This is a genomic window from Kitasatospora terrestris (assembly GCF_039542905.1).
GTDB lineage: Bacteria > Actinomycetota > Actinomycetes > Streptomycetales > Streptomycetaceae > Kitasatospora > Kitasatospora terrestris.
In genome coordinates this window covers 4,515,151-4,529,439 of record NZ_BAABIS010000001.1, presented here as the reverse complement: position 1 = coordinate 4,529,439, position 14,289 = coordinate 4,515,151, and the positions used below count along the sequence as shown (strand labels likewise).

Sequence of the window (14,289 nt, the reverse complement as noted above, 5' to 3'; positions counted from 1 at the left end):
TTCCAGATGTCAACGCCGAGGAGCGGTGGCCGCCGCGCGGACGCGGTGCGCAACCGGCAGCTCGCCCTGGAGGCGGCCACCGCCCTGCTCTCCGAACCGGGCGCCGCGCTGACCGTCGAGGCCATCGCCGGACGCGCCGGCCTCGGCGCGGGCACCGTGGTGCGCGCCTTCGGCGGCAAGGACGCGCTGCTCGACGCCGCCGTCTCCGACCTGCTCGAACCGGTCGTCCGCCGGGCCCGCGAGCTGTGCGGCCACCCCGAGCCGGACCTGGCCCTGCGCACCTTCCTGGCCGAGCTGATCGCCTTCCAGTCCGCGCACCACCCGCTGAACGACCGGCTCGGCGGGCTCGACCTGCCCGCCACCACCGCCCGCCGCGCCGAACTGGTCGCCGCCGTCGAGGAGATGCTCGACCGGGCCCAGGCGGCGGGCCTGGTCCGCACCGACCTCGAAGCCCCCGCCCTGACCACACTGATCGGGCAGACCGCGTACGCCGTCGCCCGTTCCCGGCCCGCCGCGCCGGAGCTCGTCGACGCCTACCTCACCGTGCTGATGGACGGCCTGCGCCCGCCGCGGTAGCCCGCGGCCGGGAGACCGCCGCCGCGGGCCACCGACGGGCGGCCGCGTCACGGGCCGGCCGCGACCGGCCGTGCCTTCACGCCCCGGCCGGGCACCACCGCAGCCCCGGCACAGCGCCGATCATGAAAAAAGCGCGCCTCCCCTTTCGGGGAAACGCGCCGGTCGGGCATGTTTCGATCTGGTGGGCCGCCAGGGGCTCGAACCCTGAACCTACGGATTAAAAGTCCGCAGCTCTGCCAATTGAGCTAGCGGCCCGCCGACGGGCACCGACCGTGGTGGTACAGCGCCTGCCAGGGCGATCCTACCCGGTGATCCCCAAGGGTTGGCCATTGGATTGCCCGGCGGCGTCGCAGGTCCGTCAGGTGGGACGGCGGAGGTCAGGCGGGGGTGAGGTGGGTGGCCCGGACGGCGCGGAGCCAGGCCTCGGCGGGGGCCTCGTCGGGGGCGTCGGGGAGGGCGCCGGGCCGGTCGAAGCGCTGCTCGGCGTCGGCGAGCAGCGGGGTGGCGTCGGCCGGGTTCTCGGCGAGGTGTTCGCCCAGCTCGCGGACGCGCTCGGGTTCGGCGAGACGGACGGTCACCTCGCCGGTCTCGTGCAGGGCGAGGCCCTGTTCGAGCAGCCGGACCAGGTGCCGGGCGTTCTTGGCGCCCTGGGCCCGGGAGCGCGGGTCGCCGGGGTCGCGGGTGGTGAGTTTGCGGAACTGCTGGGTGGCGTAGCCGAGGTAGGAGTTGCGGACGGCCCGGGCGCTGAGGAAGGACCGGCGGATGGCGATGAGTTCGTCGCCGAGCGGGGTGCGCACCTCGTACAGGTCCTCGGGCAGCCAGACCAGTTCGGAGGCGGTGGGGTTGCAGCTCAGGGCGAGCCGGCACCACTTGGCCGCCTCGTGCAGGGTGCGGTCGGGCGCGGTGGAGACGTGCGACTCGGCGGGCCGGTGCAGGCCGTGGAACTCGACGGTCGGTGCGGCGAACAGGCCGAGCCGGTCGACGTCGGAGTCGGCGTGGGCGAGGCCGTAGGCGGTGGAGCCGACGACACCGGAGAGCAGGACGTGCATGGGTCGCCTCCTCGGCGAACGGACCTGGGTCCTGCGCAGTGTGACCCGGCTAGGGCGGCCCGCGCGAGCGAATTCCGGGCGGCACGGGCCGCATCAGCGGCCGGGTCGCTGCGCCGCGCCGCGCCCGGGCGCGCCGATACTGGGCGCATGGCGAACACGGACATCCCCGCGGTGAAGCTCCGCGCCTGGTGGGCGCACCGGCAGTGGCTGGACGGCGGCCGTGCGGGCGCGTCCCCGGCCGAGGTGCTGGCGGCGACCGGGTGGGCGCGCTCGGTGGGCGGAGCGGCGCCGTACTTGGGGATGTTCGCCCGGGCGGGCCTGGGGCGGGCGGCGGTGGACGCGGCGGTGGCGGCGCTGGAGGTGCACGAGCTGCCGTCCGCCCGGGGGTGCACGTACGTGCTGCCGGCGTCGGACTTCGCCCTGGGGCTGGCGGCCGGGGCGGGTGCGCCGGAGGCGGACATCGCCTCGGCGTCGCGGCACCTGGGGGTGACCCGGGACGAGATCGAGAAGCTCTGCCTGGCCGTCTCCGAACTGCTGTCCCCCGATCGGCCGTTGGATCCGCCGGCGATCCGGGAGGGGGTGGGCGGGGCGGTCCGGAGCCTGGGCGAGGCGGGGAAGAAGCGCGGGCAGTCGACGACGCTGCCGCTGGCGCTGGGGCTGCTCCAGGCGCGCGGCCGGATCCGCCGGGTGCCGGTCAACGGCCGTCTGGACCAGCAGCGTTACGGCTACGTGGGGTGGGACCAGACGGTCCGCGGTTCGGCGGCGGAGCTGGCCGAGCGGTACTTCGCGTGGGCGGCTCCGGCGTCGGTGAGGCACTTCCGCTGGTTCTCGGGGTTCTCCGCGGCGACCGCGAAGGCGGCGCTCACCCCGCTGGACCTGGCCGAGCTGCCCGGGACGGACCTCCTGATGCCCGCCGCGCTGGTCGAGGAGTTCCGGGAGTTCACCGTCCCGGACGAGCCGTCGTACGCGCTGCTCGCCGGGATCGACGGGCTCCACCTGCTGCACCGCGACCTGCCCCGGCTGATCGACCCGGTGGACGCGGACCGCCCGGTGCCGGGGGCGAAGGAGGGGCGGGTCCTCGGTACGGAGGTCGATCCGCAGGGCCACGTCGTGGTGGACCGCGGCCGGATCGTCGGTTTCTGGGAGTACGACACCGAGCGGTCCGAGATCGTGCACAGCCTGTTCGTGCCGGCCGACGAGGCGCTGCTGACCGCGATCGCCCGCACCGAGGCGTTCGTCCGGGACGAGCTGGGCGACGCCCGGGGCTTCAGCCTGGACTCGCCGAAGAGCCGGGCCCCGAAGATCGCCGCGATGCGGGCCGCGGGTCAGAGCTCCGCCGGCAGGTAGTCGAAGCCGGCCACGCCCTCGCGGGCCCGGGCCAGCCCGGCCAGCAGGTCGGCGGGCGGCGCGGCGTACACGGTGGTGTAGTGGTGGTCGCCCCGCGCCGGGTCGTCGGCCCAGGCGGTCCGCTCCTCGGCGGGGGCGGTGGCGAACCGGCCGTCGGCGCCGTTCCGGTTGCCGCGGGCGTCGAGCCGCACCCACTGCCCGGTCTCCGGCCAGTACACGGCGTTCAGGCCGTGCAGCACCTCCAGCTTCTGGTAGCACAGGCCGGCCGGGATCCCGTTGGCCCGCAGCAGGGCGGCCAGCAGGTGGGACTTGGCGTGGCAGATGCCGTTGCCCCGGGCGAGCACGTCCGAGGCCCGGTACGCGGCGCTCCACACGTCGACGTCCGCCGAGTGGTCGATCTCGTCGCGGACGTACGCGAAGGCGGCCCGCGCGGTGGCCTCGGCGTCGGCGCCGCGCAGCCGGGCGGCGAGGGCGGCGATCTCCGGGTGCCGGTGGTCGATCACGGCGTCGGCGGCGAGGTAGGCGTCGAGGTCGGCGGTGTCGGGGGTGAGCGGTCCGAGCGGCGAACCGGTGGTGGTGTCGGTCATGCCGCCATGGTCGGAGCAACGGCGGGCGGCCGGCCGGGATTTCCAGCATGTGGGCTACGGTCGGGGAGCAGTGGTACCGGTACACGCGGAGGTGGCGGATGTCCGAGGTGGTCGTGGTGACCGGCGGCGGTCGGGGGATCGGGGCGGCGACGGCCCGGCTGGCCGCCGCCCGCGGGTACGCGGTGTGCGTCAACTACCGGTCCGACGAGGCGTCGGCGGCCGCGGTGGTGGCGGAGATCGAGGCCGCGGGCGGCACCGCGCTCGCGGTGCGGGCGGACGTCTCGGGGACGGCCGGGGTGGAGCGGCTGTTCGCCACCGTGGACGCCGAGCTCGGGGTGCTCACCGCGCTGGTGAACAACGCGGGCGTGCTGGAGCGGCAGTGCCGGCTGGACGAGCTGGACGAGGCGCGGCTGGAGCGGATCTGGACGGCGAACATCACCGGCCCGTTCCTGTGCGCGGGCGCGGCGGTGCGGCGGATGTCGACCCGCTACGGGGGCAAGGGCGGCGCGATCGTCAACGTCTCCTCGGCGGCCTCCCGGCTGGGCTCGCCGAACGAGTACGTGGACTACGCGGCCTCCAAGGGCGCGGTGGACTCGATGACCCGCGGCCTGGCGCTGGAGGTGGCGGGCGAGGGGATCCGGGTGAACGCGGTCCGCCCGGGGCTGATCCACACGGACATCCACGCGCTGGGCGGCGAGCCGGGTCGGGTGGACCGGCTCGGCCCGGGACTGCCGATGGGCCGGGGCGGGCGGCCGGAGGAGATCGCCGAGGCGATCCTCTTCCTGCTCTCCCCCGCGTCCTCGTACGCCACCGGGGCGATCCTGGACCTCGCCGGGGGGCGCTGAACCGGTCCGGGCGAGGGGATCCGGGTGAACGCGCCGGGTGAACGCGCCGGGTCGACGGCACCGGACGGACGCGCCGGGTGAACGCTTCCGGGCCCGGGAGGGAATCTCGGGAATCGCCGCGAAGCGGGGCGGGCGGTCCGCCTAACGTTGCCGGCATGACCGATAGCGCATACGACGCCCCCGTCCTGCTCGACGTCCCCGATGTGCCGAACTTCCGCGACGCGGGGTGCGGCGTGCTCCCGCCGGGCCGGCTGTACCGCTCCGGCGGGCTGTTCCACATGACCGAGGAGGGCGCCGGGCGGCTGAAGGCGCTCGGCGTCCGGGTGGTGATCGACCTGCGCAGCCGCCGCGAGCTGGACGTCTGGCCCGACCGGCTGCACGGCCTGGAGGTCGAGTACCGGCACCTGCCGCTGCTGCCCGACCCGGCGGACAGCGGGCTGCCGTGGCCGCAGACCCCGGCGGAGCTGTACCCGTTCATGGCGGAGGTCGGCGGCGCGGCGCTGGCCGGTGCGGTGCGGGCGCTGGCGGAGGGCGGCGCGGTGCTGGTCCACTGCGCGGTCGGCAAGGACCGCACCGGGCTGACCGTGGCCGCCGTGCACACCCTGCTCGGCATGCCGGAGGGCGACCTGGTGGCCGACTTCCTGCGGTCCAACCCGGCCCTGGGGCTGGACGCCGGCCCGGTGCCGTACACCGACGAGGAGGGCCGGGAGCGGATGTCGAACCCGGTCGAGGCGCCCAACCTGCGGGCGGCGCTGGCCCGGATCGCCGAGCTGCACGGCTCGCTGGACGGCTACCTGCTCGCGCACGGCGCCACCGCGGAGGACCTGGCAGCGGTCCGGGCCCTCCGCGCGGGCTGAGCACCGGTCAGTCGACCGGGACGGCCCGGGCCCGCTGCGCCGCCGGGCGGCGGGCCCGCAGCTCCTCGAAGCCCAGGACCACCGCCAGCAGGGCCACCGTGCCCGCGAGTTCGGCGAGCGCCGAGACCCGGGTGCCGAGCGGCAGGCCGAGCGCCAGGACGGCGGCCGCCCCGACCAGCCGGGGCAGCAGCGGGCTCAGCCCGATGGTGCGGCGGATCGCGGTGTTGGCGGCCAGGAAGAGCGCCACCCCGACCGCCAGTGCCCCGGCGGTGTCGGTGTGCAGCACCTCCTCGGGGTGGGCGACGGCGGACTTGGCGCCGGTGGCCAGCAGGATGACGCCGAGCAGCAGCAGGTAGTGCCCGAGGTTGTAGAGGCGGACGGCGAGCCGGTTGCGCCGGGCGTCGTCGAGCCCGGCCATGAAGTGCACCGCCCGCTCGTCGTCGTCCTCGCCGAAGTACGCCCACCACAGGCCGACGCAGACCGCCAGCACCAGCATCGCGGCGGCGATCAGGGTGGCGGTCAGGTGCGCGTCGCCGATGCCCACGCCGATCGCGATCACCGACTCGCCGAAGGCGATGATCATCACCAGGCCGTGGCGCTCCACGAAGTGGTCCGAGCGGAGCTGGAACTGCGGCAGGTCGACCAGGTACGGGTTGGCGAACTGCAGCGCGAACGCGGCCGTCCAGAGCAGCAGTTCGGTGGTCCCCTGCAGGTAGCCGCCGGCCACCACCAGGGCCGCGTTGACCAGGTTGAGCTGGCCCATCCGGGCCACCGCGCGCCGTGACACGCCGGCCCTGGCGAACATCCCGGTGTGCACGGCCACCACCAGCACGTACGCCCAGCCGAACGCCACGCCGCTGCCCTCGAAGGCGTGCGGCACGGTCAGCGAGATCACCAGGAAGCCCGCCATGCCGAGCAGCAGCAGGCCGCGCCGTGGGTGGGTCTGGGGCGGCATGGCGTTGGTCAGCCAGATGAAGGCGTCGTACATCCACCAGATGACCGCCAGCATCACCAGCACCCGGGCGAAGCCGCTCGGGTCCAGGTGGTGGGCCAGACTGTCCGTCAACTGGGTGACGGTGAAGACGAAGACGAGGTCGAAGAAGAGCTCCAGCGGGCTGACCCTCAGCTCGGGTCGGGCCGCCGCCGGACGGGATGCGTCGGATATCACGCCGCGAGTATGGATCACCGGGCGCCCGGCCCGGGGCACCACCGGTTCAGTTCGCGAAACGTTTCTCGAACGCGGCGCGGTTCGCCGACTCCGGGACACGGTCCCAGACCGCGAAGACCACCCGGCCGAACGGGGCGCCGTGGGTCTGCAGCGCCCGCTCGAACGCCTCCGCGACCACCGCCGGGTCGTTGCGGAACACCCCGCACCCCCACGCGCCGAGCACCAGCTCCTTCACCCCGTGCCGGGCCGCGACCGCCAGCACCCGCACCGCCCGCTCGGCCAGCTCCGGCCCGACGTCCACCGGCCGCCCGCCCGAGCGCAGGGCCAGCTGCCCGGCGTTGGGCGCCGGCGAGGTGAGGAACGAGACCGGGTACGGCTGCGCCAGCAGGTTCGCCCGCTCGTCGCGGACCACCGGCACCTGCGGCGACCAGATCACCCGGTGGCTGTAGCGCAGGTCGGTGGAGGCCCGGTGCGCCTCGTAGTAGTCCGGTGCCTCCAGCAGGCAGCGGTAGAGCAGCGCGCTCCGGCACAGGTCCTCCTCCTGCGCCTTGGCGCCGCGCAGGTAGCCGCCACCGGGGTTGCGGGCCGAGGCGAAGTTGAGCACCGCGACGTGCTCGCCGCCCTGTACCAGCAGCCGCCGGGCGGCCGTCATGCTGCCCTCGGCCGTCACCTCCGGCATCCCGGCGAACGGCCCGGTGGCCGCGCCGGGATCGGCGTCCGGCGGGTACGACACGGTGCCGGCCCGGGCGGCGGCCAGCGACTCGCCGATCCGCACCATCTCGCCGGACGGGGCGCGGTAGCTCCCGCGGTCGGCGATCTCCTCGTTCTCCACGGACAGGTTCCGGTTGCGACTGCTCATGGCGGCGACGCTACACCCAGTTGTTCTCAGATGGAGAATGATTAATCGGGGAGGGCCCCGGAAACGCGGACGAGCCCGCCCCACCGGAGTGGGACGGGCTCGTCTCAGGAGTGCTGGGCGTCAGTTCTTCCAGCGCGGCTTGTTGCGGTCGCCGCCGCCGTTGAAGCCGCCGCGGTCGCGGTCACCGAAGGAGCGGTCGCGGTCGCCGAAGGAGCGGCCGCCGCGGTCGTCGCGGTTGAAGCCACCCGGGCGGCCACCGGAGCGGTGGTCGTCGCGGCGGGCGAACGGACGGCTGCTGCTGCCACCGCGGTCGTCGCGGTTGAAGCCGCCGCGCTCGCGGTCACGGTCACCGAACGAACGGGCCGGACGGTCGCCGAAGGAGCGGCCGCCGCGGTCGTCGCGGTTGAAGCCACCACGGTCACGGTCGCCGAACGAGCGGCCGCCGCGGTCGTCGCGGTTGAAACCACCGCGGTCGTCCCGGTTGAAGCCACCGGAGCGGCCACCGCGGTCGTCGCGGTTGAAGCCGCCGCGCTCGCGGTCACGGTCACCGAACGAACGGGCCGGACGGTCGTCCCGGTTGAACCCGCCCGAGCGGCCGCCGCGGTCGTCGCGGTTGAAACCACCGCGGTCGTCCCGGTTGAAGCCACCGGAGCGGCCACCGCGGTCGTCGCGGTTGAAGCCGCCGCGCTCGCGGTCACGGTCACCGAACGAACGGGCCGGACGGTCGTCACGGTTGAACCCGCCCGAGCGGCCACCGCGGTCGTCACGGTCACGGTCGAAGGAACGGGCCGGACGCTCGGTGCGCGCCTCGCGGTACGAGGGGGTGCGCTCCTCGGCCGGAGCGGCCGGAGCGGTCTCCTCGGCCGGGGCGGCCTCGGCGGTCGGCTCGGCGTCCTCCTCGATGCCCAGCTCGGCACGCTCGCGGGCGGCACGGGCGGCCAGGCGGTCGGCCTCCTCGCGCAGCTCGGTGGCGCGGCGCTGCGCGCGCTCCAGCTCGCGGGTCAGCTCGGCGACCTCGCGCTCGGCGGCGCCGGCGATGCCGGACGCGCTCTCGGCCTGGACCTCGACCAGCGAGCGGGCGCCGGTGATCTTGGCGACCTCGGCGTCGAAGGCGTGGTCGAGGATGTGGCGCGAGGCGTCCACGCCCGCGTCCTCCATCAGGCGGAAGACGCCGCGGCGCTGGTGCGGCAGCACCAGGGTGACGACGGTGCCGGAGCGGCCGGCACGGGCGGTGCGGCCCGAGCGGTGCAGGTAGTCCTTGTGGTCACCGGCCGGGTCGACGTTCAGCACCAGGTCGATGCCGTCGACGTGGATGCCGCGGGCGGCGACGTCGGTGGCGACGACCACGTTGAGGTAGCCGTCCTTGAAGTCGCCGAGGACGCGGGTACGGGCGCCCTGGGTCATGCCGCCGTGCAGCGCGTCGGCCTTCACCCCGGCCTCCAGCAGCTGCTGGGCGACCCGGTCGGCACCCATCTGGGTGCGGACGAAGATGATCGTCCGGCCCTTGCGGGCGGCGATGGCGTTGGTGATCGGCGCCTTGTCCTTGGGCTTCACCACGAGGATGTGGTGGGTCATGGTGGTGACCGCGCCGGCCGACGGGTCGACCTCGTGGGTGACCGGGCTCTTCAGGTAGCGCTTGACCAGGGTGTCGATCTCGTTCTCCAGGGTGGCGGAGAACAGCAGGCGCTGGCCGCCGGCCGGCACCAGGTCGAGGATCTCGGTGACCTCGGGCAGGAAGCCCATGTCGGCCATCTGGTCGGCCTCGTCCAGGACGGCGATCTCGACGTCGTCCATCTTGGCGGAGCCGCGGTTGATCAGGTCGCGCAGACGGCCCGGGGTCGCCACCAGGACGTCCACGCCGCGCTCGAGCGCGTAGATCTGGTTGGACATCGAGGTGCCGCCGCAGACCACCTTGAGGCGCAGGCCGAGCACCGAGCCGAAGGGCTCCAGGGCGTCGGCGACCTGCATGGCCAGCTCGCGGGTCGGGACCAGGATCAGGCCGCGCGGGTGCTTGGCACGGGTGCGGTCGCCGCCGGCCAGGCGGGTGAGCAGCGGCAGGCCGAAGCTCAGGGTCTTGCCGGAGCCGGTGCGGCCGCGGCCGAGCACGTCCTTGCCGGCCAGGGCGTCCGGGATGGTCGCGGCCTGGATCGGGAACGGGGTGGTGACCTCGCGCTTGGCGAGGGCGCGGACGACCTCGTCCGGCAGGCCCAGGTCACCGAAGGTGATGGTGGGCTCGGCGGCGGCCTCGTCCGCCTCGTCGGCGGTGTCGAGGTCGGCGGAGTCCAGCGAGTCGAGGTCGTCGTCCAGCTCGGCCTCGATGTCGAGGTCGGCGGGGACGAGGGTGTCGGCGGCGTCGTCACCGTTCGCGGGCATGGCGAAGCGGGCGTCGTCAACGAGAGACATGAAAAACCTTCCGGAAGTGGCACGCGCCAAAGTCCGGGGTTCTGTTTAAAACCGCCTCTATGCGGTCAGCCACGGATCGCCGGAACGCGCCAAGGGCGCCGAGTGGGTGTAGGGCGCCAGCCAAATAGGATCAAACGAACGATCTACCACCATAGGGGAACCTCCGGATCAAAGGCAAATGCGCTGGCCAGACCGTCAATGCGGGGACGGGGCCTCGCTCGCGGCCGGGGAACCCGGGGCACTGGGCGAAGGATCCGGCTGCGCCGACGGCGACGCCGCCGGGCTCCCGGCGGTCGCACTGGGCGAGGGCTGCGCCGGGGCGGAGGGGCTGGCCCCCGGCCCGCCCGCGCTCGCCGAAGCGGACGGGTGCGGCTCCGCCGACCCGCTCGGCCCCGGCACCACCACCGGCGGCCCCGGCACCCCGGCCACCGGCGGGGTCGCCCCGGGGGCGGGCGCCGACGCGGACGCCGAAGCGACCGGCGAGGCCGCGTCGATGGAGAGCGTCCCGCCGTGCTCACCGCGCTGCCCGGCCGTGCCGCGGCCCGCGCTCGCGGCGCCGCCCGCCTTCCCCGCCGGGCCCGTCTGCCCGGACTGGCTGGCCCCGCCGGGCCCCGGCGCCGCGTCCGAACCGACCGACATGCACCCCGACAGCCCCAGCCCGGCGACCACCGCCAGCGCCGTGCCCACCGCCGCCCGGACCGTCCGGCGCCCCGCCCCGGCCGCCCTCACCGTCGGAACCGTCGAAACCGTCGAACCAACCGCCACCACCGAGCCACCTCCCGCGCAGGCCCGGACCGGGCCGCACCGACGTTCTCGGTGCCCAACGCGCGGGCCCCCCGGCGGACACGGCCGACCGCCCCGAACGGCCCCGTGCGCCCGCGTACGCCCCACCCCGGCCCTCCCCGACCCGGACAACCGGCCCTGGCCCGGACAGCGGCCCCCGCCCCGGACGGCGGCCGGACCGCCCGACCGGACCGGCTCAGCCCCAGAACGCGTGACCCAGCGCCGAACCCACGTACGCCGCACCCAACCCGGCCATCAGCGTCCCCGCCACGTTCGCCACCGCGTAGAACCGCGCCCCGCTCTCGGCCAGCCGCAGCGTCTCGTACGAGAACGTCGAGTACGTGGTCAGCGCCCCGCACAGCCCGGTGCCCAGCAGCAGCCGCACGTCCGGCGTGGCGACGGCGACCAGCAGCCCCAGCAGCAGGCTGCCGGACACGTTCACGGCGAACGTGCCCCAGGGGAACACCGAGTCGTGCCGGGACTGCACCACCCGGTCGGTCAGGTAGCGCAGCGGCGCGCCGACGGCGGCGCCGGCGACCACCAGCAGCCAGCTCACGCCGGGTCCGCCTTCCGCCCGCCCCAGCGGTACACCTCGCAGCGGTCCAGCAGCACCGGCCCCCGGACCGCCAGCTCGTCCAGCTGCGGCAGGAACGCCCGGACCCGCTCCTCCTCGTCCACCACCACCACCGCGACCGGCAGGTCCTCGGCCAGCGACAGCAGTCGCGCCGTGTGCACCACCGAGGACGCGCCGAAGCCCTCCACGCCCCGGAACACGCTCGCCCCGGCCAGGCCCGCCGCGTGCGCCCGGTGCACGATCTCGCTGGACAGCGGCCGGTGCCGCCACCGGTCGTTCTCGCCCACCAGCACCGTGAGCCGCAGCACGGACCCGATCACCCCGCACCCCTCCGCTCCAGGGCCGCCAGCGCCCACCGGGTCGCCGCGGCCGCCGCCCACACCGCGCCGAGCGCGGCCGGCAGCGTGCCCGCCAGATACGCCAGCCCGCGCCCGGGCAGCCCGTGCTCGAACAGCTGCTGGATGTCCACCGCGTACGTCGAGAAGGTGGTGAACCCGCCCAGCACCCCGGTGCCGAAGAACGGGCGCAGCAGCGGATGCGGCCGCACCGGCCCCTCGGTGATCAGCACCAGGAACACCCCGATCACCGCGCAGCCCACCACGTTCACCAGCAGGGTCGTCCACGGGAAGCCGTCCGGCGCGGTCGGCCACAGCAGCCCCGCGCCGTACCGGGCGCACGCCCCGAGCACCCCGCCGACCGCCACCACCGCGACCGCCGGACCCTGCCCGCGCAGCGGCCCCGGCGCCCGCACCGGGGCCGCCGGGCCGGAGGTCTGCAGACTGGCCGGATCCGAACGCACACCCCACAGTCAAGCACCCGCCCGGGCAAACTCCCGCGACGATCCCGGCGATCACCTGGCACGGCGTCACCGCACACCCGACAATGAGGCCGTGGAGATGAACCGGGACGAGTTCGAGACGCTGGTCGCCGACGCGCTCGACCAGATCCCCCCGCAGCTCGCCGCGATGATGGACAACGTCGCGGTCTTCGTCGAGGACGAGCCCGACCCCGCCACCCCCGACCTCCTCGGCCTCTACGAGGGCACCCCGCTCACCGAGCGCGGCGAGTGGTACGCCGGGGTCCTGCCCGACCGGATCATCGTCTACATGGGCCCCACCCTGCGGCACTGCGAGACCTACGACGAGACGGTCGACGAGGTCCGCACCACGGTCATCCACGAGGTCGCCCACCACTTCGGCTTCGACGACCACGAGCTGCACGAGCTCGGCTGGTCCTGACCCCCTCCCGCCACGCCCGACCCGGCCGGCCGACACGACACCGACGGCCCCGCCGCAATCGTTTTGGTGTTCCCGCCCGGCATCCCATATGCTTCTCGACGTCCCCGGAACGCTGGAAACAGCGGAAACGGGCCGCAAGCCCTCATCGTCTAGTGGCCCAGGACGTCGCCCTTTCAAGGCGGTAGCACGGGTTCGAATCCCGTTGGGGGCACGCAGTACCGTAGTAAGGTCCTGTGCGGAGCAGTTCTCCGCGCCAGGTCCCGTGGAGCAGTTGGTTAGCTCGCCACCCTGTCAAGGTGGAGGTCGCGGGTTCAAGTCCCGTCGGGATCGCTCGTCTCGCAAGAGACGGTGCAGTACGGCCAGGTAGCTCAGTTGGTACGAGCGTCCGCCTGAAAAGCGGAAGGTCGCCGGTTCGACCCCGGCCCTGGCCACAAGCGCCTGAAAAGGCAAAACGGCCCCGGAGAGATCACTCTCCGGGGCCGTTTTCATGCCTGGTGCACCAACCCGTACGCCAACAGATCAGGCGAGTCGGTCACTGAGCGAGCCGAGGGCTTTTCGCTGCTCGTCCAGCGAGGCGTGGGCGTAGACCTTCATGGTCACCCCGATATCACTGTGGCCGGCGATCTGCCGCACGATGTGCGGCGGCACTCCGAGGTCCAGCAGCAGGGTCACGCAGGTGTGCCGGAGGTCGTGGAACCGGAGCGTGAGCCCGAGCCGGTCCCGGAGCGGGTACCAGCTCCGCCGCAGGTTGTCCGGCTCGATCGCCGTGCCGATCCGGCTGGTGAACACCAGGCCGCTGTCCGTCCACCGCTCGCCGGCCGCCACCCGCTCCTGGGCCTGGCGCTCCCGGTGGGCCCCCAGGGCCTCCGTGACGAGCGGCGGGAGCGGCAGTGTGCGGAGCGAGGAAGTCGTTTTGGTCGGGCCGAGCTGCAGGGCGCCGTCCACCCGCTGGAGGTTGCTGGACACGATCAGCGTGCCGCGGTCGAGGTCCACGGCCGCCCAGTGCAGGCCCAGCAGCTCTCCGCGGCGCATCCCCATGGCCAGGGCCAGGACGTAGAGCGCGTGGAGGCGGTCCGCGCTGGCCGCCTTCAGGAGGAGGCGCGCCTGCGGCACCGTGAGCCCCCTGCCGGTGCCGTACTCCGGCGTGGGCACCTGCACCAGCTTCGCGACGTTCCGCAGGATCAGCTCCTCCCTTACGGCGTTCTCCAGGGCGTTCCGCAGGACAGCGTGGATCGACTGCACCATGCGGCGCGACAGCCGCGAGTCGCAGCACTCCCCTGCCGCACAGCACTCCGGCGTGCGGCGGGCCGCGTCCCACCCGTTCTTGCAGCACTGGCACGTCGAGGCGACCCGGGCGAGCCAGGTCCGAACCTCGGCGGCCTTGAGGGTCCGGAGCTTCTTGTTGCCGAGCCCGGGGATCAGGTGGACCCGCACAACGCTCTCGTAGCCCTGGTGTGTCTTCGGACGCCGGTTGACCTTCACGACCGCGCCCAGCCAATAGGTCAGGTACTCGGCCATCTTCACGTTCGTGTCGGGGACCGGGATGCCCTGGTGGTCCTGCGCCTGAAGGGCCGTGAGCTTCTCGCGAGCCTCGTCGCGGGTCTTGCCGTAGACCGAGACCCGCTTGCGCAGGCCCGAGGTCGTCGTCACGTAGGCCCTCGCCAGGTACAGGTCCCGGTGCGGAACCTTGGTGATGCTGCCGTCGCCATTGGCACGCTTGGGCATTAGGCGTTTTCCTCCATCTTGGTGCGGATGTAGGCGGCGAGGGCGTCTGCCGGGATCCGGCGACTGCGGCCCTCGGTGAAGGTGGCGAGCTTCTTCGAGCGGATGAGGTCGTAGACCTTGCTGCGGCTGAGCCGGAGGGCGGCCATGACCTCGGGAACGGTGAGGACTGCGGGGATGGCGGTGGCCAACGGGGGTCCTTCCCGGTGCTGGGTTGGGGGTGGAAAGGGTGGAAAGGGGTGCTAAGCCCGGTGACCTGGGCTTTTGTGCTGCAGGGTGGG

At 74.0% G+C, this 14,289-nt stretch carries 15 protein-coding genes and 4 tRNA genes; 8 read left to right on the top strand and 11 right to left on the bottom strand.

The window, feature by feature from the left end; genetic code table 11:
* The first annotated feature begins 6 nt into the window (after positions 1-6).
* Positions 7-576 (top strand): TetR/AcrR family transcriptional regulator, encoded by a 570-nt coding sequence (locus ABEB06_RS20935; RefSeq protein WP_345698400.1) that lies wholly within the window; start codon positions 7-9, stop codon positions 574-576.
* A gap of 179 nt (positions 577-755) precedes the next feature.
* On the opposite strand, the gene ABEB06_RS20930 is transcribed toward ABEB06_RS20935, so the two are convergent.
* Together ABEB06_RS20930 and ABEB06_RS20925 are read right to left on the bottom strand one after the other, a co-directional pair.
* Positions 756-831: transfer RNA gene (locus ABEB06_RS20930), tRNA-Lys, on the bottom strand.
* Between the two features lie 122 nt (positions 832-953).
* Entirely contained in the window at positions 954-1,625 is a 672-nt protein-coding gene (locus tag ABEB06_RS20925; protein ID WP_345698399.1) for a nucleotidyltransferase domain-containing protein, read from the bottom strand.
* A gap of 147 nt (positions 1,626-1,772) precedes the next feature.
* Here ABEB06_RS20925 and ABEB06_RS20920 point away from each other — a divergent pair, with 147 nt between their 5' ends.
* On the top strand, positions 1,773-2,972 hold the full coding sequence (locus ABEB06_RS20920) for a DNA glycosylase AlkZ-like family protein (protein WP_345698398.1): 1,200 nt from the start codon (positions 1,773-1,775) through the stop codon (positions 2,970-2,972).
* Here the strand turns inward: ABEB06_RS20920 and ABEB06_RS20915 are convergent.
* On the bottom strand, positions 2,951-3,559 hold the full coding sequence (locus ABEB06_RS20915) for a transglutaminase-like domain-containing protein (protein WP_345698397.1): 609 nt from the start codon (positions 3,557-3,559) through the stop codon (positions 2,951-2,953). The two genes, ABEB06_RS20920 and ABEB06_RS20915, sit on opposite strands and share 22 nt — an antisense overlap.
* Positions 3,560-3,657: 98 nt before the next feature.
* On the opposite strand from ABEB06_RS20915, the gene ABEB06_RS20910 reads away from it, so the two are divergent.
* Together ABEB06_RS20910 and ABEB06_RS20905 are read left to right on the top strand one after the other, a co-directional pair.
* Positions 3,658-4,404 (top strand): SDR family oxidoreductase, encoded by a 747-nt coding sequence (locus ABEB06_RS20910; protein ID WP_345698396.1) that lies wholly within the window; start codon positions 3,658-3,660, stop codon positions 4,402-4,404.
* Positions 4,405-4,559: 155 nt separating this feature from the next.
* Positions 4,560-5,261 (top strand): tyrosine-protein phosphatase, encoded by a 702-nt coding sequence (locus ABEB06_RS20905; RefSeq protein ID WP_345698395.1) that lies wholly within the window; start codon positions 4,560-4,562, stop codon positions 5,259-5,261.
* 7 nt (positions 5,262-5,268) lie between these two features.
* Here ABEB06_RS20905 and ABEB06_RS20900 read toward each other — a convergent pair whose 3' ends face one another.
* From ABEB06_RS20900 to ABEB06_RS20875, 6 genes are all read right to left on the bottom strand, one after another.
* Complete coding sequence (locus ABEB06_RS20900) at positions 5,269-6,429, bottom strand: low temperature requirement protein A (RefSeq protein ID WP_345698394.1); 1,161 nt, start codon at positions 6,427-6,429, stop codon at positions 5,269-5,271.
* Between the two features lie 46 nt (positions 6,430-6,475).
* A complete protein-coding gene (locus ABEB06_RS20895; protein ID WP_345698393.1) occupies positions 6,476-7,288 on the bottom strand; it encodes a TIGR02452 family protein in 813 nt (270 codons plus the stop codon).
* A 120-nt stretch (positions 7,289-7,408) separates the two neighbouring features.
* Positions 7,409-9,691: a DEAD/DEAH box helicase gene (locus tag ABEB06_RS20890; protein ID WP_345698392.1), complete on the bottom strand. Its 2,283-nt coding sequence runs from the start codon at positions 9,689-9,691 to the stop codon at positions 7,409-7,411.
* A gap of 979 nt (positions 9,692-10,670) precedes the next feature.
* Positions 10,671-11,030 (bottom strand): fluoride efflux transporter CrcB, encoded by a 360-nt coding sequence (gene crcB, locus ABEB06_RS20885; protein ID WP_345698391.1) that lies wholly within the window; start codon positions 11,028-11,030, stop codon positions 10,671-10,673.
* Entirely contained in the window at positions 11,027-11,368 is a 342-nt protein-coding gene (locus ABEB06_RS20880; RefSeq protein ID WP_345698390.1) for a DUF190 domain-containing protein, read from the bottom strand. The genes crcB and ABEB06_RS20880 overlap by 4 nt, the downstream gene beginning before the upstream one ends.
* Positions 11,365-11,847: a fluoride efflux transporter FluC gene (locus ABEB06_RS20875; protein ID WP_425559667.1), complete on the bottom strand. Its 483-nt coding sequence runs from the start codon at positions 11,845-11,847 to the stop codon at positions 11,365-11,367. The genes ABEB06_RS20880 and ABEB06_RS20875 overlap by 4 nt, the downstream gene beginning before the upstream one ends.
* 97 nt (positions 11,848-11,944) lie before the next feature.
* On the opposite strand from ABEB06_RS20875, the gene ABEB06_RS20870 reads away from it, so the two are divergent.
* The 4 genes from ABEB06_RS20870 (at position 11,945) to ABEB06_RS20855 (ending at position 12,717) form a co-directional block, all read left to right on the top strand.
* Entirely contained in the window at positions 11,945-12,286 is a 342-nt protein-coding gene (locus tag ABEB06_RS20870) for a metallopeptidase family protein (protein WP_345701923.1), read from the top strand.
* A 138-nt stretch (positions 12,287-12,424) separates the two neighbouring features.
* Positions 12,425-12,497, top strand: a tRNA-Glu gene (locus ABEB06_RS20865).
* A 45-nt stretch (positions 12,498-12,542) separates the two neighbouring features.
* Positions 12,543-12,616, top strand: a tRNA-Asp gene (locus ABEB06_RS20860).
* Positions 12,617-12,643: 27 nt separating this feature from the next.
* A tRNA-Phe gene (locus ABEB06_RS20855) sits at positions 12,644-12,717 on the top strand.
* Positions 12,718-12,805: 88 nt separating this feature from the next.
* On the opposite strand, the gene ABEB06_RS20850 is transcribed toward ABEB06_RS20855, so the two are convergent.
* Together ABEB06_RS20850 and ABEB06_RS20845 are read right to left on the bottom strand one after the other, a co-directional pair.
* Positions 12,806-14,011 (bottom strand): site-specific integrase, encoded by a 1,206-nt coding sequence (locus ABEB06_RS20850; protein ID WP_345698389.1) that lies wholly within the window; start codon positions 14,009-14,011, stop codon positions 12,806-12,808.
* On the bottom strand, positions 14,011-14,199 hold the full coding sequence (locus ABEB06_RS20845) for a helix-turn-helix domain-containing protein (RefSeq protein ID WP_345698388.1): 189 nt from the start codon (positions 14,197-14,199) through the stop codon (positions 14,011-14,013). The genes ABEB06_RS20850 and ABEB06_RS20845 overlap by 1 nt, the downstream gene beginning before the upstream one ends.
* Positions 14,200-14,289: the final 90 nt, after the last annotated feature.

What these genes read in the sequence shown, in the direction of transcription:
- ABEB06_RS20935 (WP_345698400.1), top strand. Translation starts at nt 7, where the DNA reads ATGTCAACGCCGAGGAGCGGTGGCCGCCGCGCGGACGCGGTGCGCAAC.
- ABEB06_RS20925 (WP_345698399.1), bottom strand. Translation starts at nt 1,625, where the DNA reads ATGCACGTCCTGCTCTCCGGTGTCGTCGGCTCCACCGCCTACGGCCTC.
- ABEB06_RS20920 (WP_345698398.1), top strand. Translation starts at nt 1,773, where the DNA reads ATGGCGAACACGGACATCCCCGCGGTGAAGCTCCGCGCCTGGTGGGCG.
- ABEB06_RS20915 (WP_345698397.1), bottom strand. Translation starts at nt 3,559, where the DNA reads ATGACCGACACCACCACCGGTTCGCCGCTCGGACCGCTCACCCCCGAC.
- ABEB06_RS20910 (WP_345698396.1), top strand. Translation starts at nt 3,658, where the DNA reads ATGTCCGAGGTGGTCGTGGTGACCGGCGGCGGTCGGGGGATCGGGGCG.
- ABEB06_RS20905 (WP_345698395.1), top strand. Translation starts at nt 4,560, where the DNA reads ATGACCGATAGCGCATACGACGCCCCCGTCCTGCTCGACGTCCCCGAT.
- ABEB06_RS20895 (WP_345698393.1), bottom strand. Translation starts at nt 7,288, where the DNA reads ATGAGCAGTCGCAACCGGAACCTGTCCGTGGAGAACGAGGAGATCGCC.
- ABEB06_RS20890 (WP_345698392.1), bottom strand. Translation starts at nt 9,691, where the DNA reads ATGTCTCTCGTTGACGACGCCCGCTTCGCCATGCCCGCGAACGGTGAC.
- ABEB06_RS20870 (WP_345701923.1), top strand. Translation starts at nt 11,945, where the DNA reads ATGAACCGGGACGAGTTCGAGACGCTGGTCGCCGACGCGCTCGACCAG.
- ABEB06_RS20850 (WP_345698389.1), bottom strand. Translation starts at nt 14,011, where the DNA reads ATGCCCAAGCGTGCCAATGGCGACGGCAGCATCACCAAGGTTCCGCAC.